General features: G+C 69.5%; 19 protein-coding genes and 4 pseudogenes. 7 read left to right on the forward strand and 16 right to left on the reverse strand.

Going from position 1 to position 21,939, the window contains the following annotated elements:
• Positions 1-311: 311 nt before the first annotated feature.
• Positions 312-1,064 carry a TetR/AcrR family transcriptional regulator gene (locus tag OHB04_RS38275; protein ID WP_326692224.1) on the reverse strand — a complete coding sequence of 251 codons (753 nt, stop codon included), beginning with the start codon at positions 1,062-1,064 and terminating at the stop codon, positions 312-314.
• A 62-nt stretch (positions 1,065-1,126) separates the two neighbouring features.
• On the opposite strand from OHB04_RS38275, the gene OHB04_RS38280 reads away from it, so the two are divergent.
• Both OHB04_RS38280 and OHB04_RS38285 read left to right on the forward strand, forming a co-directional pair.
• The gene (locus OHB04_RS38280) at positions 1,127-1,411 is read left to right on the forward strand and encodes a hypothetical protein (protein ID WP_326809262.1); all 285 of its coding nucleotides are present in this window, start codon (positions 1,127-1,129) and stop codon (positions 1,409-1,411) included.
• A gap of 54 nt (positions 1,412-1,465) precedes the next feature.
• A complete protein-coding gene (locus OHB04_RS38285; RefSeq protein WP_326809263.1) occupies positions 1,466-2,992 on the forward strand; it encodes an FAD-dependent monooxygenase in 1,527 nt (508 codons plus the stop codon).
• Positions 2,993-3,218: 226 nt separating this feature from the next.
• On the opposite strand, the gene OHB04_RS38290 is transcribed toward OHB04_RS38285, so the two are convergent.
• Together OHB04_RS38290 and OHB04_RS38295 are read right to left on the reverse strand one after the other, a co-directional pair.
• Complete coding sequence (locus tag OHB04_RS38290) at positions 3,219-3,953, reverse strand: (2Fe-2S)-binding protein (protein WP_442815052.1); 735 nt, start codon at positions 3,951-3,953, stop codon at positions 3,219-3,221.
• A 359-nt stretch (positions 3,954-4,312) separates the two neighbouring features.
• Positions 4,313-6,688 carry an Orn/Lys/Arg decarboxylase N-terminal domain-containing protein gene (locus OHB04_RS38295; RefSeq protein ID WP_326809264.1) on the reverse strand — a complete coding sequence of 792 codons (2,376 nt, stop codon included), beginning with the start codon at positions 6,686-6,688 and terminating at the stop codon, positions 4,313-4,315.
• A gap of 340 nt (positions 6,689-7,028) precedes the next feature.
• On the opposite strand from OHB04_RS38295, the gene OHB04_RS38300 reads away from it, so the two are divergent.
• Positions 7,029-7,616, forward strand: coding sequence for a potassium channel family protein (locus tag OHB04_RS38300; protein WP_326692228.1), 588 nt, complete (start codon positions 7,029-7,031; stop codon positions 7,614-7,616).
• Positions 7,617-7,715: 99 nt separating this feature from the next.
• Here the strand turns inward: OHB04_RS38300 and OHB04_RS38305 are convergent, their stop codons facing one another.
• The 4 genes and pseudogenes from OHB04_RS38305 to OHB04_RS38320 all read right to left on the reverse strand — a co-directional run bounded on the left by OHB04_RS38305 (position 7,716) and on the right by OHB04_RS38320 (position 11,095).
• Positions 7,716-9,017 (reverse strand): MFS transporter, encoded by a 1,302-nt coding sequence (locus tag OHB04_RS38305; protein ID WP_326809265.1) that lies wholly within the window; start codon positions 9,015-9,017, stop codon positions 7,716-7,718.
• Between the two features lie 150 nt (positions 9,018-9,167).
• Positions 9,168-9,272, reverse strand: a pseudogene (locus tag OHB04_RS38310) (aldo/keto reductase); the annotation flags it as partial.
• A gap of 134 nt (positions 9,273-9,406) precedes the next feature.
• A complete protein-coding gene (locus OHB04_RS38315; protein WP_326809266.1) occupies positions 9,407-9,823 on the reverse strand; it encodes a GlcG/HbpS family heme-binding protein in 417 nt (138 codons plus the stop codon).
• 51 nt (positions 9,824-9,874) lie between these two features.
• Entirely contained in the window at positions 9,875-11,095 is a 1,221-nt protein-coding gene (locus tag OHB04_RS38320; RefSeq protein ID WP_326809267.1) for an MFS transporter, read from the reverse strand.
• A 169-nt stretch (positions 11,096-11,264) separates the two neighbouring features.
• On the opposite strand from OHB04_RS38320, the gene OHB04_RS38325 reads away from it, so the two are divergent.
• The gene (locus OHB04_RS38325) at positions 11,265-11,732 is read left to right on the forward strand and encodes a MarR family winged helix-turn-helix transcriptional regulator (RefSeq protein WP_326809268.1); all 468 of its coding nucleotides are present in this window, start codon (positions 11,265-11,267) and stop codon (positions 11,730-11,732) included.
• A 137-nt stretch (positions 11,733-11,869) separates the two neighbouring features.
• Here the strand turns inward: OHB04_RS38325 and OHB04_RS38330 are convergent, their stop codons facing one another.
• Entirely contained in the window at positions 11,870-12,031 is a 162-nt protein-coding gene (locus tag OHB04_RS38330; protein WP_326809269.1) for a hypothetical protein, read from the reverse strand.
• A gap of 255 nt (positions 12,032-12,286) precedes the next feature.
• On the opposite strand from OHB04_RS38330, the pseudogene OHB04_RS38335 reads away from it, so the two are divergent.
• Positions 12,287-12,388, forward strand: a pseudogene (locus OHB04_RS38335) (IS5 family transposase); the annotation flags it as partial.
• A 750-nt stretch (positions 12,389-13,138) separates the two neighbouring features.
• On the opposite strand, the gene OHB04_RS38340 reads toward OHB04_RS38335, so the two are convergent.
• The 6 genes and pseudogenes from OHB04_RS38340 to OHB04_RS38360 form a co-directional block, all read right to left on the reverse strand.
• A complete protein-coding gene (locus tag OHB04_RS38340) occupies positions 13,139-13,813 on the reverse strand; it encodes a hypothetical protein (protein ID WP_326809270.1) in 675 nt (224 codons plus the stop codon).
• Between the two features lie 503 nt (positions 13,814-14,316).
• Entirely contained in the window at positions 14,317-17,526 is a 3,210-nt protein-coding gene (locus OHB04_RS38345; RefSeq protein WP_326809271.1) for a tetratricopeptide repeat protein, read from the reverse strand.
• A gap of 6 nt (positions 17,527-17,532) precedes the next feature.
• Complete coding sequence (locus OHB04_RS38350) at positions 17,533-17,721, reverse strand: hypothetical protein (RefSeq protein ID WP_326809272.1); 189 nt, start codon at positions 17,719-17,721, stop codon at positions 17,533-17,535.
• A 44-nt stretch (positions 17,722-17,765) separates the two neighbouring features.
• A pseudogene (locus OHB04_RS42040) lies at positions 17,766-18,056 on the reverse strand (trypsin-like peptidase domain-containing protein); the annotation flags it as partial.
• Between the two features lie 10 nt (positions 18,057-18,066).
• Positions 18,067-18,417, reverse strand: a complete 351-nt coding sequence (locus OHB04_RS38355; protein ID WP_326809273.1) for a trypco2 family protein — start codon at positions 18,415-18,417, stop codon at positions 18,067-18,069.
• A 635-nt stretch (positions 18,418-19,052) separates the two neighbouring features.
• A complete protein-coding gene (locus tag OHB04_RS38360) occupies positions 19,053-19,487 on the reverse strand; it encodes an arsenate reductase ArsC (protein ID WP_326809274.1) in 435 nt (144 codons plus the stop codon).
• A 105-nt stretch (positions 19,488-19,592) separates the two neighbouring features.
• Here OHB04_RS38360 and OHB04_RS38365 point away from each other — a divergent pair, with 105 nt between their 5' ends.
• Positions 19,593-19,901, forward strand: coding sequence for an ArsR/SmtB family transcription factor (locus OHB04_RS38365; RefSeq protein WP_326692239.1), 309 nt, complete (start codon positions 19,593-19,595; stop codon positions 19,899-19,901).
• Positions 19,898-21,013 (forward strand): ACR3 family arsenite efflux transporter, encoded by a 1,116-nt coding sequence (gene arsB / locus OHB04_RS38370; protein WP_442815053.1) that lies wholly within the window; start codon positions 19,898-19,900, stop codon positions 21,011-21,013. The genes OHB04_RS38365 and arsB overlap by 4 nt, the downstream gene beginning before the upstream one ends.
• A 76-nt stretch (positions 21,014-21,089) precedes the next feature.
• On the opposite strand, the pseudogene OHB04_RS38375 reads toward arsB, so the two are convergent.
• Together OHB04_RS38375 and OHB04_RS38380 are read right to left on the reverse strand one after the other, a co-directional pair.
• A pseudogene (locus tag OHB04_RS38375) lies at positions 21,090-21,389 on the reverse strand (TIGR02391 family protein); the annotation flags it as partial.
• Positions 21,390-21,453: 64 nt separating this feature from the next.
• Positions 21,454-21,825: an ArsR/SmtB family transcription factor gene (locus tag OHB04_RS38380; protein WP_326809275.1), complete on the reverse strand. Its 372-nt coding sequence runs from the start codon at positions 21,823-21,825 to the stop codon at positions 21,454-21,456.
• Between the last annotated feature and the right edge of the window lie 114 nt (positions 21,826-21,939).

Raw genomic sequence — 21,939 nt, forward strand, 5'->3', positions numbered from 1 at the left:
GTCGGTCCGTACCCTCCGTCCCCACCCGGTTCCTTGCGTATTCCGCGCCCTTCTCCTCTCCGGCCTGCACGTGACCACCGATGTGGCCCGGACCGGGCGGCGACGGGTCGCATCGCGCTCCGGGGGCTGAAATCACCCCGGGTCGGGTTCACAGGCAGAAGGCACCCTCATGACCGCGTCAAGAGCCGCCTTGACCCGCGACAGCCTGCGGAGCCGATCGTCGTGCGGCGGGCGCGGCTGAACGGCACCGAATACCGGGTGGTCAGGCCGGCGAGGCCGAACCGTGCCGTGCAGCAGGTCGCGGGCGAGGGTCAGGCCGGTGGGGCCGGAGCCGACGACGCGGACAGGTCCCCAGGCACCCCCAGCAGCGGCAGCCACACCTCGTCCACGATCTCGACGATCGACTCGTCGGACACCGCGCGCATCGTCAGAAGCATGTCGTGCCGCAACAGGTCGAACGGCAGGTCCACCACGCGGGACGAGCGCGGCATGTCGGGCAGTTCACCGCGCTGGACCGCGCGGGCGACGATGGTCTCGAAGGCGGTCGCCCGGCCCGGCGTGAGGAGGGCTTCGCGCAGCTCGCTGAAGCTGGTACCGGTGTCACGGAAGTAGTCCACCAGCTGCACGCTCATCAACGTGATCATGTGCGCGCGGCCGGCGTGGACGTTGCGCAGGAAGCTGATCGCGTCGTCGCGGAGGCTGCCGGTGTCGGGCACCGTGATCGGCTGCCAGAACTTGGTGAGGGTGGCCAGCAGCAGGTCCTCGTGCTGCGGCCAGCGCCGGTAGAGCACGGGCCGACTCGTGCCGGCGCGGGCGGCGACCGCCTCGTAGGTGAAGCCGAGGTATCCGTGCTCGACCAGCACGTTCCACGAGGCGTCGAGGATCGCGTTCTCAAGCTCGGCACCACGCCGACGGGACGCGCCGCCGCCACGGGTCGGGCCGCCGCCACCGGTCGCGCCGCCACCACGGGTCGCGCCGCCGTCGGCTCGACGGCCCGCCGCCCGCGCGCCGGTAGCCCTGGCCGCCCCGCGCTCACCCGCGATCCGCTCATTCTTACGATCCATTTGTGTATCTTATCGCGACGACTTACGGTGACCGCTGTTAGATACAGTTGCGTACCTAAAGGGTGGCATCCGATGTCCTCTCCCCGGTTCGGTCGAAGCGCCCTGCGCACCGCGTCGCGGTGCTGGTGGGCGGCATCGCGGCCCACCTCGACCCCACGATCGCCAGGGCCGCGCCGCGTCAGCTCGCCCTCGACCTCGATGCCGACGTCAGCACCATCCAGTGGCCCGGTACGGCGTACCTGCCGGCGCTCGGAGTTGTGACCCCGATCGTCGGCCGGCCGCGGAGCCGCCCGTCGAGTTTCTTCCGCTGCCGCCCGAAGCGTTCCGTCGGCTCGGCGCCGGCTTGAAGACGTCACCCGACCTGCACGCGAATAACGAAGAGCGCATAGGAGTAGTCAGTGATGTTCGATGTCGTCATCGTCGGTGGTGGACCCGCCGGCCTCTTTCTCGCCTGCGAGCTCCGTCTCGCGGGGGTCCGGACCCTGGTGCTGGAGCGACGGGCGGAACCAGACCTGGCAGACAAGGCGCACGGCCTCGCCGGGCAGGTCGTGCGGCTGCTGGACAACCGCGGCCTCTTCGAACGCTGCGGAGGCAAAGGAGCACCGGAGCCCGCGCCAGGGTTCTTCTTCGGCGGGATGCCGCTGCCGCTGCACGTGCTCGGCAAGGAGAACCCGATGTATCTTCTGTCGGTCAACCAGCGCGGTCTTGAACGTGTGCTCACCGAGCGAGCGACGGAACTCGGCGCGGAGCTCCGACGAGGCTGGGACGTGCTCTCCGTCAGCCAGACCGATGACCAGGTCGACGTCGTCGCCCGCGGTTCGGACGGAACCGGGACGACATTCACCGCCCGATACCTCGTCGGCTGCGACGGAGGCAACAGCCTGATCCGCAAGCAGTCAGGAATCGGCTTCCCCGGCGCCACCGACGACGTCGTCGACCGGTCGGCCCTGATCGGGCTGAGCGACCACGTCCGGTTCGTGCCGGGGGGACGTGTCGTGATCGATGGCCTCGGCGAGATCCCGGCGATGTTCCACCGCACCGGGAAGGGCGTTTTCAACCTCCTCCCGCACGACCCGGAGCGACCGCTCGTCAACACAGCCGAATGGGAAGAGAACCCGGCAGGCAATTTCCCGGGGCCGGGCGCCCCGATGACGCTGGCCGAGATGGAGGACAGCATCGAACGGGTCATCGGAGTGCGCCTGCCCCTGTATCCGCCGCCCGAGGGCGCGCCCACATTGCTGCGCCGCCTGTGCCGCCGCAACTCCCGACAAGCTGACCGCTACCGCGACGGTCGAGTCTTCATCGCCGGCGACGCCGCACACGTAAGCCACGGGCCGACCTTGAACGCGGCGCTGCAAGACGCGGCCAACCTGGCCTGGAAGCTCGCCGCAGCAGTGCAGGGGTGGGCATCGGAAGACCTGCTGGACAGCTACGAGACCGAGCGCCACGCGGCCGGCCGGCGCGTGCTCACGCAAACCCAAGCCGCGTCCGCTCTGCTGGCGCCCGGAGCCGATGTCACCGCCTTGCGCGAGCTCTTCGCGCAACTCCTGGACCACACGGAGAACGTGCGCATGGTCGCCGCCACGATGGCGGGTGCCGATGTCCGCTACGACATGGGCGAGGAACACCCCGCCGCGCCCACCGGCTGGTTCGTGCCACCCCTCGACCTGACCACCGACGACGGACACACACGGCGCCTTGCTGAACTCCTGCGCGACGCCCGCCCCCTGCTTGTCGACCTCACCGGCGGGAGCGACCTGGCCGCCACCGCGGAGCCCTGGAGCGACCGGGTGCACCGGGTGACCGCAACCGCCGACGAGGCCCCGGCGCCCGCACTGCTCATACGACCCGACGGCTACGTCGCCTGGGCAGGCGCGGACCCCGACAGCCTGAAGGCAGCCCTCACCCGCTGGTTCAGCCAGGGCTGAGGCCCCCACCGTCTCCCGGCCCACAGGCCACGTGTCAGGAGAGGTCCGAGGATCGGCCGACCAGACTTCCATGCTGCTGCCCGGGACGACCGCCCCGGGCAGCAGCTTCCTCACGGGTCCATGGCCCATGGCCCATGGTCACCGTGAACTCAGCCGCCACACGCGCGTGATGGCGAGATGGACGCGAGCTGGCATGCTGCATCTATGGATCACGCTGAAGCACTGCTCACCGCCTGCGATGTAGCGTCCGCCGCGCCTGCCCGCGTCGAGGGCCGCACGCATGGTGGGTGCCGTGGTGAGGGAAAAGGGATACATCGGCACTCACTTCCGGCCTGCGGCCTGTTGGACCGCGCGCACGATCTTCACGTAACACCCGCAGCGGCATATGTTGCCGCTCATCCACTCCCGTATCGTCCGCCGAACCGGTGTGCCTCTCCTGGACGCAGCCGACGCCGGAGACGATCTGGCCCGGAGTGCAGTAGCCGCACTGGAAGGCGTCCTGGTCGATGAACGCCTGCTGTAGAGGGTGGAGTGTGTCGCCCTCAGCCAGTCCCTCGACGGTGGTGACCTCGGCGCCGTCCAGGCGCACCGCCAGGGTGAGGCAGGCGTTGACGCGGCGGTCGTCGACCAGGACGGTGCACGCCCCGCAGGCACCGGCGTTGCAGCCCTTCTTCGACCCGGTCAGGCCAAGTTGCTCGCGCAGAAGGTCAAGCAGCGAGGTGCGGTTGTCGACCGTGACGGTGTGCCGCCGGCCGTTGACGGTCAGGCTCACGCGGCTGCTGGGCGGCGCCTCGGCAGCAGCGGCCTGGTCGGCGCCCAGCAGCGACGGGCCGGCGACCAGCCCGCCCGTCGCGATGACGCCTCCGACCGCGGATGTCGTCTCGATGAAGGTACGACGCGACGGTGCGGACGGGGGCTGGGCAGGGGAGGCCACAGCTGACTCGGGGGGTTCGGTAGACATGCCCACTCTCTCGAATTACGGGGAAGATGGGGTCTTGCTGATCGGCGTGAGCCCGCGACGGAACAGCCGCCCGGCCGCTCGTGGGTACTTCGGCTTCCGCCCAGCCTTGCCGGGTCGGCCGGAGGTGTAACAGGCCGTGTTGTGCCGGGGAACGGCCAGCAGGGATTGTGACACGGCCCCTTCTCACACCTGTCTCGCGGGGCCGGCACTGTTAGGTTGAGATGCTTGTGACCTGGTTCAGTCCCGGAGAACGCTGATGCGCCGCAACCAGGCCTGGACATCGGCCCCGGCGTCCCGGACTTCCTCGCCCCGCACCGCGAGCCCTTCCCCGAGGGCCGCGCGGGCAGGACACCGCGTGGTCAGACGTCCGCCGGTGCGGGTACACCTTGCGTCCCGTCGGCGGTGCGGCCGGTCTGCTGGGCAGGGATCCGGCGTACGCACTCGATGAGGTAGTCACCGGTGTCCGGGTCGAGGGTGACACCGTGGGTCTCGCTGTGAAAGCCGGGAAACCGCCGATCGAAGCTCTCCAGGGCCGTCAAGTAGCGCAGCAGCGGACCGTCGGGCGTGCCGGTGTTCTCGCCGGGCATCAGGACGGGGATACCGGGTGGGGTGACGGTGACCATGGCGGCGGCGGTCCGGTCGGCCGCTTCGGCGAGCCGCACCCGCTCGGTGCCGCCGCGGATGAGGCGCTCATAGCAGTGCTGAGGCGGGGCGACGGGCCCGGGGAGTTCCTGGAAGGCGGTGTCGAGCAGTTCGACCAGCCGCGCCTCCCGGAGGTGGTCGTGCATCTCCTGGCACAGCGCGCGCAAGGTCTGACCGGTGTAGCGCCGGGGGTGGGCGGCGACCAACTCGGGCAGCAGGCGCTCCAGCAGCGCGTCCTCGTCGTAGAGCGCCTTGAAGTCCATCAACGCGTCCATGAGCGTCCCCCACTTGCCCTTGGTGATCCCCATGGAGAACAGAATGAGCGTGGTGTAGGTGTCGGTCTTCTCCACCACGATGTCGCGGGTGGCCAGGTAGGCCGTGAGGACGCGCGCGGGCACGCCCCAGTCGGCCATTCGCCCGCCGGCGTCGATGCCGGGGCAGGTGAGGGTGACCTTGACGGGGTCGAGCAGGCAGTAACCGTCGGACAGCCCGGCGAAACCGTGCCAGTCGGCGCCGGGCTCCAGCTGCCAGCAGGACGGGTCGCCGCGCAGCAGTTCCACAGGGGCGTCGGCGAAGGGCAGCCGCTCGCCGGAGGCGGGGTCGACCACGGTCTCGGGCTGCCAGACGCCGAAGAACCAGCCGGGCCGGTCACCGGCGGTCGCGATGCGCCGGCCGACCCGTACGACTGTCTGGCGGAAGCGGATGGCCTCGGTCACCGACTCGTCGACCAGCCAGCGGCCCTGCGGCCCGTCCATCATCGCTGCGGCCACGTCCAGCGAGGCGATCATCGGGTACAGCGGCGAGGTGGTGCCGTGCATCATGAACGCCTCGTTGAACCGGTCGTGCTCCACCGGTGCCCGGGGCGCGGGCTTGACGTGCACCATGGCGCTCTGCGACAGCGCGGCCAGCAGCTTGTGCGTCGACTGGGTGGAGAAGACGGTCGGGCGTTCGGGCCCGGGGAAGGTGTCGGGACCTACCGCCATGCCGAAGCGTCCGGCGTAGAGGGGGTGGAAGCGGGCATAGGCGAACCAGGCCTCGTCGAAATGCAGCCGCGGGGTGCTGGGCGCGAGGGCCCTGGCGACCTGGAGCGCGTCGTAACACAGCCCGTCGTACGTGGAGTTGGTGAGCACCGCGTACTGGACCTGGGGGGCGACCGCACCCTGGGCGAGTGGATTGCGGGCGATCCTGGAAGCGATCGCATCCGCCCGGATCTCCGAGGGCGGCAGGGGGCCCGCCAAGCCGTAGCCGTTGCGGGTGGGGACCAGGTAGACCGGCCGGGCGCCAGACAGGACCAGACCGTGCAGCACCGACTTGTGGCAGTTGCGGTCCACCAGCGCGATCTCGTCGCGTGTGACGCTGAAGTGGCCGACCATGCGGTTGCAGGTCGAGTCGCCGTGCAGGACGAAGTAGGTGCGGTCAGCGCCGAAGACCCGGGCGGCGTTGCGCTCCGCCGCACCGACCGGTCCGGTGTGCTCGAACAGCGAGCCGAGTTCCTCGACGGAGATGGACAGGTCGCTGCGCAGCAGCCGCTCCCCGAAGTAGTCGTGGAAGGCCCGGCCGACCGGTGACTTGAGGAAGGCGACGCCGCCGGAGTGGGCAGGGGTGTGCCAGGAGTACTCGTGCGCGTCGTCGAAGAGGCGCAGCGCTTCGAAGAACGGCGGCAGGAGCTCTTCCTGGTAGCTCCGGGCGGCGCGGGCGACCCGCCCGGCGATGAAACGTGCGGTGTCCTCCAGGGGCCAGATGTAGCCGACCACCGTCTCCGCCACCCACAGAGGCAGGTGTTCGAGGTCCTCGCCGGCCATGACCACGAAGACCGGCAGGTTCTGAAAGCGCCGGCCGACCTGGCGCAGCACTTCGGCACCGCCCGGCTCGTCGGCGACCGTGCCGTCGCCCGGAAGCCCCCAGTCCACCACGACGGCGGCCAGCCCCGCCTCGGTGCGCAACACGGCCTGCGCGTCCCCGCTCGTCGACGCCCAGCGCACCTCGAAGCCGCGGGTCACCAGCTCCTCGCTGACCCTGTGCAGCTGTTCGACACCGGTGCCCCCGTCCTCAGGCAACTCGGGTACCGCGAACAGAACTGTCCCCTCCGCCATGCTGACCCTCCCTAGCTGTGGACCTGCACACACAGGCCTGGAGAGAGTGAACGGGACCCTCACCGGAGGCGCCCCCGGTGCACCTCGAAACCACCCCGACGTGGGAATCGCCTTTCGCCGTGCGGCGCCGTGGTCGTCGGCGTAGGGGCGCAGCGGGTCGTGCCGGGCATGGGCGAAGCGGAGCCGCCGACGTCCCGTACACAACCCTCCGCGCGCCGACCGCGCCCCGACCGCGCACTGGCAGGTGACCGGCCGGGTGCCGGCCACCCGAAGGGGCTACGCGCACCCCGCCGGGCCCCTCCACAGCGCGCCGGGCGGCTACGGCTCCGACGATGGCTACATGGCGCAGCCAGACGAGTCCTCCGACGAGTCCTCCGACGAGCCCTCCGGTGACGGTGCCGACCGTCGGCCGGAGGCCTCCGGCCGGGGATGGCCGCTGCTCGGTCCCCTGGTCGTGGCGCTGTTCCTGGCCTATTTCCTGTTGCCGGAGCACACTCTGGGGCCGGAACGGCCGGTGCTGAGCTGGACCGTGTTCGGTGTCGCGCTGACGGCCATCGCCCTGCTGCTGGTCAAGCACATGCGCGACGCCCTCTTCGACCGGCCCGGCACGGTTGTCGCCCTGGTGTCGCTGATGTGTCTCTCGGTTCTGCTGTTCTCCTCGGCGTACTTCGTGATGTCCCATCACCCTGGTGAGTTCACCGGCCTGCGCACCCGGCTGGACGCCCTGTATTTCGCGCTGCTGACGCTCGCCACCATCAGCTACGGCGACATCACCCCGCACGGCCAGTCCGTGCGGCTCGTCATCCTCCTCCAGATCCTCTACACCCTTGTCTTCCTCACGGCCGCCGCGACGTCCCTGACCGGCAAGCTGCGCCGCACGGCGGCGACCCGCCCACCACGCGGGACCACGAAGCGCGGCCCCGACTGAGCTCAGCCCGCGGTCTACCGGTCCTCGCTCCCGCCGGAGGGCACGCTGAGCCGATCCGGACCCGCACCGTCTCGGGTGTGACCGGGTATCCCGCACGGGTCACGGCGAGAGGGGTCCCGGCGAAGACCGGTGACGGCCTCCGCCGGCCGTCCGGCCGAGGAGGGCGATCGCGGCGAGGAGTACGGCGAGGAAGCCGGAGAACCACAGCGTCGCCGTCGTCGGGGTGGCCAGTTGCGCGGCGAGGCCGAGTCCGAGGGAGGTGACGACGAGGCCCGTGTAGGCGGCGAGGAAGAAGGTCGCGAGGGCCTCCGCGCGTACTTCTGCGGGTGCGGCCCTCGCCACCAGCGCGACCGCGGCCTTGAAGAGCATGCCGGCGCCGATCCCGGCGATGACGCCTCCAGCGATGAAGAGAGCGGGGTCCGCCAGCGCCATTCCTGCGACGACGGCGGCGCATCCGGCGGCTTCCGCAGCGACGCCGGCGCCCTGGCGCACCGCGGGACTCAGAGCGCCGGAGAGGCTCTGCCCCAGCACCGCGGCGGCGAAGACGGCGAAGACCGCGGCGCCCGCGACGGCCGGCGAGCTCTGGTGCAAGGTGTCCGCGACGAATCCGGGCGCCAGGGACGTGAAGAGCCCGAAGATCGCCAGGGCCGCGCTGGCGCACGCGACCGCCAGGCAAAAGAGCGCAGCCCCGCCGTACGAACGCACCCGCTGCACGCGGTACGGCACAGGACGGCCAGGGCGGTCCACCGTCTCGGGCAGGACCGCGACGGCGGCGATCCCGGCGGCGAGGAACACCGCGAAGACGATGTACGGCGTACGGATCGGGGCCGGAGCGTACGCCGCGAGCAACCCGGCGCCGAGCGGCCCCACGCCCAGGCCACCGACATTCGCCGCCGTCGATACCGCCTCGAATCGGCTCTGCCCGGCCCCGGGCCACGCCCGTATGTGCAGGTCCTGGAGGTAGGCGGTGGCGGTCGGGGTGGCCATGCCCACGCCGAGTCCGGTGATGAACCGGGCGAGGAGAAGGCCGGGAAGGGCCGGCCACACGAGGAAGAGGGCCGCCGCGGCCAGTTCGAACAGGAGCGCCGCGACGAGGACCGGGCGACGGCCGGTGCGATCGGAGAGGTGCCCGGCGGACACCAGGCCGGCCGCCACACCTACCGCGTACACCGCGAACACCACCGTCACGGTGAACGAACCGAAGCCGTCGCGCTCCTCGTACAGCGGATACAGGGGCGTCGGCACGGTCGAGAACGCGACGGTGACGGCGAAGATCACCGCCACGGCCCAGAACCCCGTACGGTGCCGCCCGGAGCGGGGCGGAATGCCGTACGGGGCTTGAGAAGACACCCTGCCCGGGAGCTCTTCAAGACCACCGGGGAACTGCTTCAACTGGTTCATGAGAACCTATTAAGGCGGTTCACATCGACCGGTGTCAAATGCTGGCCTTTTGCTGGGGGAGTGCCTATCGTGAACCACTGTGACCGGTTCACCTGCTGTTCGAAGCGCGTCTTCCGCAGCCCTCGTGCGGCGTAGTTCGGAGGGCTTCCGGCTCGGCGACGCGGTGGTCTCGTCATCGGGGACCTGAAAGAGACCGAGGCCCAGCTGCGGCATCTCGACACCGTTGTTCAGCGTCACATTCGGAATCGACGTCATGGCAGTGAACGCCCTTTCTGTGAGGTTCTTTCCCCCGCCGGGTGCGTAGGAAGGGGCGGGGGAGTGGGGAGGAGGAGGCGAGGGGTTTGGCGGTGAACCCGGATCTCTCGCCTCGCGGAGTGGCCGGGAGTGGTTCAGAGCGTCTGGAGAGCGGCTGTGGCGATGCCGTGATCCTGCTCGGGGGTGCCGCCGCCGAGCCCGAGCGCGCCGACCAGTCGTCCGTCCCGGTGGACCGGTACTCCGCCCGCGATGAACAGCAGGGGCTGGTTCAAAGAGGTGGGAAGGGAGTGGAAGGGGCCGTCGGGCTTGACCAGATCCACCAGGTCGGCTGTCGGGGCGTCGAGTTGGAGAGCGGTGTACGCCTTACGGGTGCTGGTCTCGCCCGAGATCAGCACGGCACGGTCGTCCCGGCGGAAGGCCAGCAGGTGGCCGCCCGCGTCCAGGACCGTGACGCTGACGGGCACGCCTGCCGCCTCCGCGGCGCGGCGGGCGGCGAGGACGAGCGCCTCCGCGTCCTCGGTGGTCAGTGGGGTGACTGAGGTGGTGCTCATGAGGCTCTTTCCTTGCATGGCGGGCGCTCCGCCACAGCGGCGCGCCGGGGATCAGTGGTGGACGACTTCAGCGTCCGGTGTGGCCGCCCGCCCGGTGACGGGCTGCTGAGGCCGGGCAGCGACGGGGCCGGAGCGGTGCTCCAGGCGCTGCGAGACGAACGCGAGGACGAGAGCGACGGCGGCGAGCACGGCGCCCACGGCGTTGGGCGCCGTGTAGCCGTAGCCGGCGGAGATCACGATGCCGCCGAGCCAGGCGGAGAGGGCGTTGCCCAGGTTGAAGGCGCCGATGTTGGCGGCCGACGCCAGGGTGGGGGCGCCGTGCGCGTGGTCCAGGACCCGCTTCTGGAGCGGGGGGACAGTGGCGAAACCCAGCGCGCCGATGAGGAAGACGGCCACGGCCGCCGCGGCCTTGTTCGGCGCGCCGATGGTGAACAGTGCCAGGACGACCGCCAGGCCGCCCAGGGCCGTGAAGAGCATCGGCATGAGCCGGCGGTCGGCGAACCGTCCTCCGGTGAGGTTCCCGGCCACCATGCCCAGTCCGAAGAGCACCATCAGCCAGGTGACGGAGGAGTCCGCGTAGCCGCTGACCTCGGTCATCATCGGCGCGATGTAGGTGATCGCGGCGAAGACACCTCCGAAGCCGAGCACGGTCATCGCCATGGCCAGCAGTACCTGGGGGTTCTTGAACGCCGCCACCTCGTGCCGCAGCTGTACGCCCTCGGGCTTGGGCAGGTCCGGGACCAGCTTGGCGACACCGGCCAGGCCGACGACACCGAGCGCCGCGACGATCAGGAAGGTGACGCGCCAGCCCGCGCTCTGGCCGACGAACGTGCCCAGCGGGACGCCGATCACGTTCGCCACGGTCAGCCCGGTGAACATCAAAGAGATCGCCCCGGCCTTCTTCTCCGGTGCCACCAACTCGGCGGCGACCACGGAGCCGATGCCGAAGAAGGCGCCATGGGCCAGCGAGGCCACGACCCGGCCGATGAGCATGACGGCGAAGACAGGGGCCACGGCGGAGATGACGTTCCCCACGATGAACAGGCCCATGAGCAGTATGAGCATGTTCTTGCGGGAGATCCTGGTACCGAGCGCCGTCATGATCGGCGCCCCGATCATGACACCGAGCGCATAACCGGTGACGAGCAGCCCGGCCGTCGGCACGGAGACGCCGAGGTCCCCGGCGACCTGGGGCAGCAGACCCATGATCACGAATTCGGTGGTACCGATCCCGAAGGCTCCGATGGCCAGGGCCAGCAGTGCGAGCGGCATGACGTGTGTCCTTACAATGCAGACGATGGAGTGATGCGTAAGCGCCTTACGAGCAAGGACAATAATTGCATGCGCCGTATATTTGCAAGCGCGCTATAGTGGCGTACGTGACTAAGGGGTTCCGCTCCGCGGCGCGCCCCAGTCGCCCGGCCGGACCGAGGGAGCCGACATGACCGCCACAGACCCCGCGATGACCGCTCTCGCCCACAGCTGGACCGCGCTCTCGCTGCTGCACGGGCGCATCGAGAGCAGCATCGAACGCGCGCTCCAGGCCGCACACGGCCTGAGCGCACGTGAGTACTCCTTGCTCGATGTCCTCAGCCGGCAGCACGAGGGCGAGGGCGGCCATCTCCAGATGCGCCAGGTCGCCGACTCCGTCGTTCTCAGCCAGAGTGCGGCCACCCGCCTGGTCACCCGGCTGGAGAACCGTGGCCTGCTCTCCCGCTATCTGTGCCCGACCGACCGGCGCGGCATCTACACCGACGTCACCGACAAGGGCAGGCGCCTGCTGGAGGAAGCCCGCCCCACCAACAACGCGGCCCTGCGCGAAGCCCTCGACGGGGCAGCCGCCGCACCCGAACTCGCGCCCCTCGTCCACGCGGTCGAGCAGTTGCGGAGCTGTCCGGTACCCATGTGACCTTCCCTCGTCCCTCCGCGCCGGTTCCGGCACGGAGGGACGGTCATCACTTGGCCAACAGTCGCGATTCACGCTCGGGTGCTGTGGCCGTCGGTGCTGAACGGACTTCTCCGTGATGGCGTTGAGGGCGACCGGGGTCAGCCGAACTTCACGGAGGTGATCTTGTTGTCGAAGCCGATCGTGGACAGGTCCGCCCCGTCGCCGTTGACGACCTTGGACTCGCCGGTGCAGCCGCGGCCGGACCAGATCTTGAGCGAGCCGCTCGCGGAGATCGAGGATGTCACCTTGGGGCGTGCCACGTTCTGGCAGCCTTCACCGGCGACGCCCTGAGCCGGGCCGTTGTCGGAGAAGTTCGGCTCGTCGAAGAGGATGGCGCTGGCGGCGGGGCGGTCTGCTGACCGCCGCCGGGTGTGGCCCCACCCTCCTGCGAGCCTTGGGTCACCGTGGGCGTGGAGAGAGGGTCGGGCATATCGGTCATGGTGACTCCTCACGGCCCTTCCATGACTCCTTCCCGGCATGTGCCACCAGCCGAAGGCGCGCACCTGCCGCGTCGCCTGCCGCGTCGCCTGGTGCGTGAAGCCGAAGGCCGCAACGCCGAGCCGAGCGCCTGTGTGCTGGCCGCACAGAGCGTCAGGACCTCCGCCTACGTGCCCGCGGTCGCCTCGGCGTCATCACGTCCCCCGCCTGCTCCCGCAGGACATGGGCGCGCTGCTCCAGGAGGTCAACGCATTCATGGAGACCAGGCTGTGGCAGACCGACGCGCTCGCGCATCACTGCGATGGCCTGCACATGGCGACCAGCGGTGATGAGACCGTCCACCTCTGCTCGTGCCTCGGCGGACAAGCTGCTCCACAACGAATCATCCACGCTCACCGAGGCTAGCGCGCGCCGGGCCCCCTCGGCGTCATGCCAGGCCGGAGTGACGGCGCGGGCGGCCACTTCCCGCCGCACCGGCAGCCGCGCAACGTGCCCCGGCACTGGTGGTAATGGCCGCCGGGGCCCGCGACCGCCCGCCCAGCGTGCGCACCGGCGCCGATGCGTCGGTGACGTGCCGGCCGTCGAGGTGCCGCACGGGGTCGGCCGACAGTCGGCCGGTGCCCCGACGGGCGGCGGCGAAGGCGGCCCACTCGGCCCGGCCCTCGGGCGGGAACGCGGCCCACGAGCCGGGCTCGGCCGGCGGCCCCTCGAACCAGGCGTCCCACACCGGACGGGGCCGTCGGCACAAGCCGGACGGCCGGGTCCTCGCCCTACCGTCCGCTCGATGCGGGGGAGCGCGGCACTGGGCGGGGAACGCTCACGACAGGCCCCCGGCCATCAGCGCATCGGGCCGGGGGCGGAGGGGCAGGGCCCGTCACCGGCGTCCCCCTCGAAGCCGTTGAGCGCGAAGAGGTCCGGGACTGTGCGGGTCAGTGCCCTGGCGGATTGAGGTAGAGCCAGGCTGTGAGTGCGGCTTGCAGCTGGACGACTGCTTTGTGATCGAGGTCCTGACCCTGATGCCCGACATGTAGCCGGACGGTGTCGGCCGTGATGCGGTAGCCCACGGCTGTCCGGGCGGGAGAGGTGATGGCTGCCTTCCGGGTCAGGGCACGCAAGCATGCCGCCGTCCGGGGAGACAGGGCTGTCTCCCGGGCGGCCCGGAAGTGGTTCACGTCGCCGAAGTTCCGCGGACGTGCCGGCAGCCCGACGGTGGTGTAGAAGTCGTGGATGGCGTCCTCAAGGCCGCTGCTGGACTGTGTGGCCGGTACGGCGCCGACGAACTCCTCGATCACCTCGGGTGCGGGTGCCTCTCGGACGAACTGCTTCGGGGCGGGCGGCTCGTTGAGGGGCAGCCGCACGCTGACCGGCGCGATGAGCAGCCGCTGATATCCCGTGCCTTGCTTCTTGGCCCACAGCTCGCGCAACTCTGCGACGCGCCCGTGCACAGGGTTCTCCCCGAACGGTCCGTGTGGAGCCCGCGTCGCTCCGGCGGCGCCGTACACCCCGTGGTTGGAGTGCAGCCTGCCCGACTGGGTCACCACCGCGGTGAACTGCCGCCCCAGGTCATCGTGGCCCAACCGGAACCCCAGCACCGTCGTCGCCATGACGGCCCTCCGACTCTCAGCGGTATTGAACCGGCGCAGTTTATGGCCATATCGCCCTGTGCACCTGCCAGTTCTCCGATCGCGCTGCTTCCGTCGGGGACTTGACGATTCGGCTTGGCAAGCCGATCGGTATCGGCGGCCACTTGGGAGCCCTTGCAGAATGATCTTCATGTGGCACGGCGGACCGGGTCGGTGATGTTGTTCCTCGGGTCCTCCGAAGGCTTCCTGCACGTTCTTCGGATATATCTCAGCTGATGTGACGTCAGGTGATTAGGGCTGCTGCCAGCGCCTCGGCTTGCCGGGGGGCGACATCGGCCAGCAATTCTCCCGCGTCGCGAGTCGTCCGTAGCCAGCGTGTGACGTCCACCGGGGGCAGAGCGTGCGGAGGCATGGGGCCGACGGTTTCCCGGTAGGGATCCGTGTCTTCCAAAACCAGGTCGAAGTGTGTCTGTCCGACGGGCGTTCGTACGCGGTTCACCGGTATCCAGCCCGTGGGACGGAGATCACTCGGGTCCGGCGAGCAAAACGGTGGAGACCGCTACCGGGTCGGCTTGTTCGGCCTGCTGGAGAATCGCCCGTGCCTCTGGAGCCATGGGTTTCTCGTCCGGCCGGTCGGGCGCGACAACCTCTGCGAGCCGAAGCAGTTCGCCCAGGGCCAGCGCGCGTGCACCACGTTGCTGAGCACGCAGCCGCACGATCAGGGCGCGGTCTTCATCGCCGGTGGCGAGCAGCCGCGTCTCGGCGGGGCTGGGGAAGGTATACCGGTTCGTGTGTTCAGTGGTGGTCGGGGTCGGGAGCGGGGTGGAGGTGGGAACGAAGGTCGGTTTTCTGGTTGCCGGGGAGCTGATCTCCGAAAAGCCTCCGGATGCGCCTCCTTCGCCGCCAGTGCTGCGGGTCGAACGCGGATGCACGTACCGAGCCAGAAGACGTGCTGCTGCGGGGTGAGCGCTGATGGAAGGCCCGGGGGACAAGGCTTCTTCGAGCGGGAGTTCCGCCAAGTCGGGGGTGGCGGGCGCCACTGTGGCCTCGTCGTCCCAGCGGTCTTCCATCGGGATGCCTCCGTTTGGTGTCTGGGCCTCGTCCGGCCCGTCCGGGCCCGCTCTCTCACCGGGCGGTGAAGATTCCCGCTCGGCGAGTTCGGCGCGCACCCTGGCAAGGTTGTGTGCGCAGCGGGTGATGTCGGGGTGGTGCTTGCCGAGCTGTCGTGTGCCGGCCTCCAGCGCGGCGGCGTAGTGTTCTGCCGCCAGCTCCGGCCGTCCCAGCAGGTGCCAGACGGTGGCGAGTTCATGGCGGGCGGCGATGGCGTAGGGGTGGTCCGGCCCGAACCGGTGTGCGTTGATCTGCCAGAGTTCAGTGAATTCGTCCCTCGCCCGGTTCAGGCACTCGGGATCCGACTCGTGGTCCCGGATGAGACGGGCTCGCTCGTGGCGAGCGAGGAGCATGTCGGGGTGGTCAGGCTCCATGACGGTGAGGTACTTGCCCACCGTGCTCTCGGCGGTGTTCTCCGCCTCGTGCGCGTGCCCTGCTTCCCGCAGGGCGCGTACGAGGCCGACCTCAGTGACGAGCGCCTCCAGACCGAGTTCCTTTCCCGGCAATGTCTTGTATCGCTGGGCGATGTCGCGCAGCTCGGTCACCGCGTCGTCGTATCGTCCGCGTCTGTACGCGAGCGTCGCCAGGTCGTATCGGATGCGCAGGATGCTGCTCGGGCTTGCCTCAGGATCTCTGCGCCGCATGTCGAGTGCTTCCCGCATTTCCGCCTCGGCGGCTTCGTAGCGTCCCAGTTCCCGCAGCACCCGGCCCCGGCCGGTGCGGGCCGACTGCGCGTACGGGGGCCCTTCCGGGAGGGCCCGTCCGCACGCCAGGGCCACGTCCTGGTACAGCTGATCCGCTTGGATGAGGTCGCCTTGATCGCCAACTGCCCAGGCCAGGTGCATCCGAGTGGCGATCGTCGCGGCCGACTCGTCACCGAGCAGACGCGTCCTGACCGCCACGAGCCGGTCGAGTTCCGCGACGGCCTCGCTGTACATCCCCATGTAGTTGTGGACCTGGGCGACCCGTACCGCGGGCTCTGTGGCGGCGGCAGCCAGGTGCGTGTCCAGCCGGTCGGTATTGCTGTGCTCGTCTCCGGGCAGTAGTCCCAGCGGGGCGGCGCAGTGCGGCGCGATGGCTCTCCAGAGCCGCCAGTCCCGTGGATTGTTCATCTCCAAGGTGCTGGTGAACCGGTGCAGCAGCGCCGTGACGAGGCTGAGCAGCAACGGCTGCTGCAGGGGGAAGTCGGCCTGCGCGCGGTCGGCGGCACGGACCATCGGATGAATGGTGATCCATCGCTGCGGCCCCTCCTCGGTTGTGTCGCGCGTCAATTCGATGGTGATCAGCTGAAGACCGGCCAGCCCTGTGACCGCGTCTCGGAGCCGTGAAGGTGCGGGATCGGGGAAGAGCTCGCTTCCGGCAAGCAGCTCTGGATCGATGAGTTCCCGGTAGGGGATGGGAGCAGGGCCGAGGACGGTCAGCAACCGCAGCAGTGGGCGGGCCAGGTCGGTGCCCTGGCGGTGCAGCAGGTCGAGGGAGAGTTCCCACGTGCTCAGGATCGCCCGGCGACTGCGCTGGACCGGCCCCAGGTCCCTGTCCGGGTCGGACGCCATGTCGGCCAAGTCGGCGTCGAGCCTGCGGCGATACTCGGCGAAGGCCATGGGCGTGGACGGTGAAGGCCAGGGGTCTTCCAGCGCCCGTGCCAGATAGGAGCCGGCGAGGTTCAGCGACAGGGGCAGACCTCCCAGGTGCTCGGCGAGCTCCCGGGCTTCCGGGACACTTCCCGCGTGGGGCGACAGGTCATGCAGCACCTTCGCGCCGTCCTCGGCTGACAGGAGGTCGACGCCGACCATGTGTACCCAGCGTCCCCACCGTTCGCCGCGGGACTCACGACTGGTGGCCAGCACCGTTCCCCAGTAGTGCGCAGGCTCCCGTAGCCAGCCGGCCCCATCGGCCGTGCCGCGCCGCACGGCGGCCATCGCCGCCGTGCGGAACGGCACGTCGGCCAGCGTCGAGGGGTCGTCCACGTTGTCCAGGATCAGCAGCCACGGAGTGGTGAGCGCGTTGAGACGCGTCCACAGCACCTCCGCCGGGCGGGAGCCGACGAAGTCAGCCGCTTGCGCCCCCGCAGCGAAGGCGACCGCCCGCAGCGCCGTGGACAGGACCTCGCCGTTCTCGCCCGACACCCACCACACCCGCGTGGCCGCGTCAACCAGCTGGTGGGCCGTCTCCAGCGCGACCGTCGTCTTGCCGCAGCCACCCATCCCGGACAGCAGCCAGACACCCGGTACGGCCGCGTCCCCGGCCGCGCGTCGGGTGAGTGCGTCGGTCAGGGCGGTCACCAGCCCGTTGCGTCCGCGCAGCCGATCCCGTGCGACCCGGCGCTGCGGTACGGCCAGAGGCACGGCTGGGCCGTATCCGTGCGGTACGTCGATCCGATCCAGGGAGGACATGGGGTCCACCGGTGGCGCCCCGTAGGAGGCGACCTGAGTGCTGTCAGGCAGCTCGGAAGGGGCTAGCCGCAGGCCCACCACGCGTTCCAGAGCCGTAAGTTCGGTCCCTGGCAGGGCGTCGGCCCAGCGGTCCACCCGGCTCGCTGCGATGCGACCGGGGCCGTCGGTACGGTGATGGCGGGTGACGACGCCGACGAGGTGGCCGTTGCAGAAGACACCCGCGCCGGACATGCCCTCTCAGGCGTCCCGTCCAGGATCTGGATCGTCGCCAGGAGGAGAGGCGATCTTCAAATCGAGGGTGCCCTCGCGACGGTTGGCGAGGACCGCGCAGGTCGCGTGCAGGTGCTCCGCGTCCCGGAAGTATGAACCCTGCGTGTCCGGACGGAGCTTGAAGCGCGGGAAGCCCAGCGCGGTGCAGCGCAGCACGGCATCCCGCTCACCGACCTGGCCGAACGAGACGGGCGGGACGCGTCCTTCGTATCACCCGGCGTGACCGGAACCGAGAGGATGGCGACGTCGATGCCGGGATGTTGCCATGCCACCTCTGCCGAGACCATCCGCTCGTCCGGCCGGTCGGCCTGGAAGCGCACCTGGACGCTCCCCGCACCCTCGACGACGTGCGCGGCAGTCAGCACCTTCCCCGGTGACAAGAGATAGCCTGAACCGCGTCGGCCCGAACCCTGACTGCCCGCGCTGCGGGCCTTCAGGACGACGATGATCTCGGCGGCCCGTTCCGGCCGGAGTCCCTGGTCATACCACATGAGATTGCGGTCAGCGCTCGCTGTCGGCTTCGTCGCCCGCGATCAGGACCGGCTGTGGCGGCCTCCCATCCGCTACGACCTTGGGGGCCAGGCTGACCTTGATCCTCTGAGTCTGCGCGTGCGCATATTTTCCGTTCGTCCCCGCGTCGACGACCCAGAGCCGGACCTTGGCGTCGGTGCCTCCCTCACGGCTGACGGCGACGGTCGCCTCGATCTCCACGGAGTCGACCTCGAATCTGACGGCCTCGTCGGCGCTGTCCGCCAGAGAGGTGGTGAGTTGGCTTCTCAACTCACTGATCATGTCGGACAGTTCGATCAGCTTCCCCTCGTGCCGCGTTACCCGGATATTACCCGGCACCATCCCATCTGATCGTGATATCGCAGTTACTAAAAGTAGCCGCGGTTCTTAGGTCCTCGTTCTTCCAAGTGAAGAACATCCGTGACGCTCGTCGGCGAGGAATTCCCCCCACTGATCGCCCATGAAGACGGACTCGTCTTCCGAAAGCCCGACGATCCCGTCAGTGCCTGCCAACTGGCGGTAGCTGCACAGCGGTTCGTCATTGACATGGCTTCCCCGCCGCTGTCCGTCCGGAGTATGCGGGGAGGTCCCGACCTGCGACAGCCCGCGCTTCCCATCGTCGGGTACGAGGGAGGTGGGTGCGGTAGCAATCTCGGTGCTCCACTCCGCGCTGGGCAGCGTCGGTGTCTTCGACTCGGCTCATCGCGGTAGTGATCGAGAGCTCGCTAACGGGTTGCGGCGCCGAGAGATGGGGGCTGGGTCTTGCGTCCCGGCTCCCGGGGCGTCGCCCTCCGACTCGGCTGGCTGGCCGGGCCGAGAGGCTTCGCCGTGGCCGGTGGACTTCGGTACGCGCCTCCTGGGGCGTCTTATGGATCTCCGTCAATCGATGTCCACGGCTGAGGGCACCCGGGCCATCTCCGATGCCGAGTGTTCGGGAGCAAAGCGGGACGCCGTCGGCGCGGTGGTTCAGAGCCGTCTCACGCCGTAGTGCCTCGATTCTCGGGGGTAACTTCGGTGACGAGTTTCTCGACCAGGGCCTTGATCCGGTCGCGGATCGGGCGGACGGCACCAACCCCTTGACCTGCGGGGTCGTCGAGTTTCCAGTCGAGGTAGCGCTTGCCGGGGAAGGCGGGGCAGGCGTCGCCGCAGCCCATCGTGACGCACACGTCCGACTCTTGGACGGCGTCGACTGTGAGGATCTTCGGGGTCTCGGCGGAGATGTCGATGCCGACTTCGTGCATGGCCTCGGTCACGGCGGGGTTGACCTGATCGGCGGGCGCGGAGCCGGCGGAGCGGACTTCGAAGCGGTCCCCGGCAAGGTGGGTGAGCCAGGCGGCGGCCATCTGGGAGCGGCCGGCGTTGTGGACGCAGACGAACAGGACGGACGGCTTGTGGCCGGAAGTTTCGGGCATCAGGCGTGCTCTCTCGTCTCGCGGGGGCTTGCAAAGAAGGGGCAGCGGTTCTGGGGCCGATCCGGCCGTTGGCATCAGTCGGCAATGATGTGAGAATATCAGCGCATGCTGACTTCAGTCGAAACTGATGTGATTCGGGTTCTTGGTGACCCGCTTCGCTGGAAGATCGTGATGTTGCTGGCGCGAGAGACGCTGTGCACCACGCACCTGGTGGAGGAGACGGGGGCCAGGCAGACCAACCTGTCCAATCACATGAAGGTGTTGCGTGAGGCCGGGCTGGTGGAGACCGAGCCGTGCGGCCGTTTCACCTACTACAAGCTCAAGCCCGAGGTGCTGGCCGGTTTGTCCGAGCAGTTCGCAGGGCTCGCCGAGTCCGCCCGTGGTGCCGCCGGGAACAAGAGGGCCTGCCCGTGACTTCCACCGAACCTGCCGGCATGGCCCCCACGGTGGTCGATGGAGACGACTCGGTCGTCAAGAAGCTCTCCACCCTCGACCGTTACCTCGCGGTGTGGATCTTGCTGGCCATGGCCATCGGCCTGGCCTTGGGCCGGCTGGTTCCCGGTATGAACGACGCCCTGGCCGCCGTCGAGATCGGCGGCATCTCCTTGCCGATCGCGGTCGGCCTGCTGGTGATGATGTATCCGGTACTGGCCAAGGTCCGCTACGACAAGCTCGACGCCGTGACCGGCGACCGGAAGCTGATGGCCTCCTCGCTGGTCATCAACTGGCTTGTCGGCCCGGCAGTGATGTTCGCGCTGGCGTGGATCTTCCTGCCGGATCTGCCGGAGTACCGCACAGGTCTCATCATCATCGGGCTCGCGCGCTGCATCGCCATGGTGATCATCTGGAACGACCTGGCCTGCGGTGACCGCGAGGCAGCCGCGGTGCTCGTGGCGCTCAACAGCGTCTTCCAGGTGATCGCGTTCGGCCTGCTGGGCTGGTTCTACCTGGATCTGCTTCCACGCTGGCTGAACCTGGGCGACGGCCAGGGCCTGGATGTCTCCGTGTGGCACATCGCTCTCAACGTCATCGTCTTTCTCGGTGTACCGCTGCTGGCCGGGTTCCTCACTCGCCGCCTGGGCGAGGGGAAGATGGGGCGCGCGGCCTATGAGGAGCGGTTCCTGCCGAGGATCGGGCCGTGGGCGTTGTACGGGCTGCTGTTCACGATCGTCATCCTCTTCGCGCTCCAGGGGAGGACGATCACCTCGCAGCCGCTGGATGTGGTGCGGATCGCACTGCCGCTGCTGGTGTATTTCGCGGTGATGTTCTTCGGCACCTTCGTCCTGGGCAAGGGCCTGGGGCTGGCCTACGACCGTACGGCCACGCTGGCGTTCACGGCGGCGGGCAACAACTTCGAACTGGCGATCGCCGTGGCCATCGCCACCTTCGGGGTGACCTCCGGGCAGGCCCTCTCCGGTGTCGTCGGTCCTCTGATCGAGGTCCCCGTCCTGATCGGCCTGGTCTACGTTTCCCTGGCCTGGCGCCGAAGGTTCACCGACGCGCAGCCGGCCGTGCGGGAGGTCTGAGGGGCCCGCCCCCGCGCAGGTGGGCGGCTGGCGGCTGGCGGGCGGCGGGCTGCCGCGTTGAGGGAGGGGCCGGTCTTCAGGGGGTGACCTGTGCTTGGTCCACCCGGCGGGCCGGCACGCTGAAGGCGGCCAGCTGTTCCAGCGCCTCGTGCTCGGGCGGTTCGGGGAGGCCGTCCTCGTGGCTGTCGGGGTTGGGGATGCCCGCGTAGCAGGCCTCGGCGAAGGCCATCGCGCCTCGGTGGACGCTGTCAAAGGTGTCGCTGCCGTCATCGGCCATCAGCCGGAGCCTGGGCTGCCCGGATTTGGGCGCGTCCTTGGAGAAGACGCTCTGGAACAGGGCGGTCTCGCTCGCGTCCCTGCGGCGGGCCTTGTTCTGCGTCTCGGCGTTGAATTCCGCGCGGCGGCCCCGTCCCGCTCAATGCGACTCCTTGTGCGGCTGCTCAGGCCGCGCGCGGCGTGGTCAGCAGCTGGCCCATCGCCGCGAACACGGAAGGCTCGACGCGGTAGTAGACCCAGGTGCCCCGCCGCTCGGAAGTGAGCAGGCCCGCTTCCTTGAGCTTCTTGAGGTGGTGGGAGACCGTCGGCTGGGAAACGCCGACATCCGCGATGTCACACACGCACGCCTCGCCGCCCTCGTGGGAGGCCACGGCCGAGAACAGCCGCAGGCGCACCGGGTCGCCGAGCGCCTTGAACATCGGGGCGGCAATCTCCGCCTCCTGGGCGGTGAAGGGCCGCTCGGACAGCGGGGGGCAGCACGGCGCCACGTTCTGGCTGTCGGGCTCGACCAGCGGCGACACCTTCGTATTCGACATACATCTATGTTGACACATGTCGAATCAGACGGTCCAGAGTCAGCGGTCCCCGAGGTGGGCCGCGAGGCGGCGGGCGACACGAGCCGCGTCCCGCCCGACTCCGCGCAGGGAGTT

Source organism: Streptomyces sp. NBC_01775, assembly GCF_035917675.1.
In the GTDB taxonomy this organism is placed as follows: Bacteria; Actinomycetota; Actinomycetes; order Streptomycetales; family Streptomycetaceae; genus Streptomyces.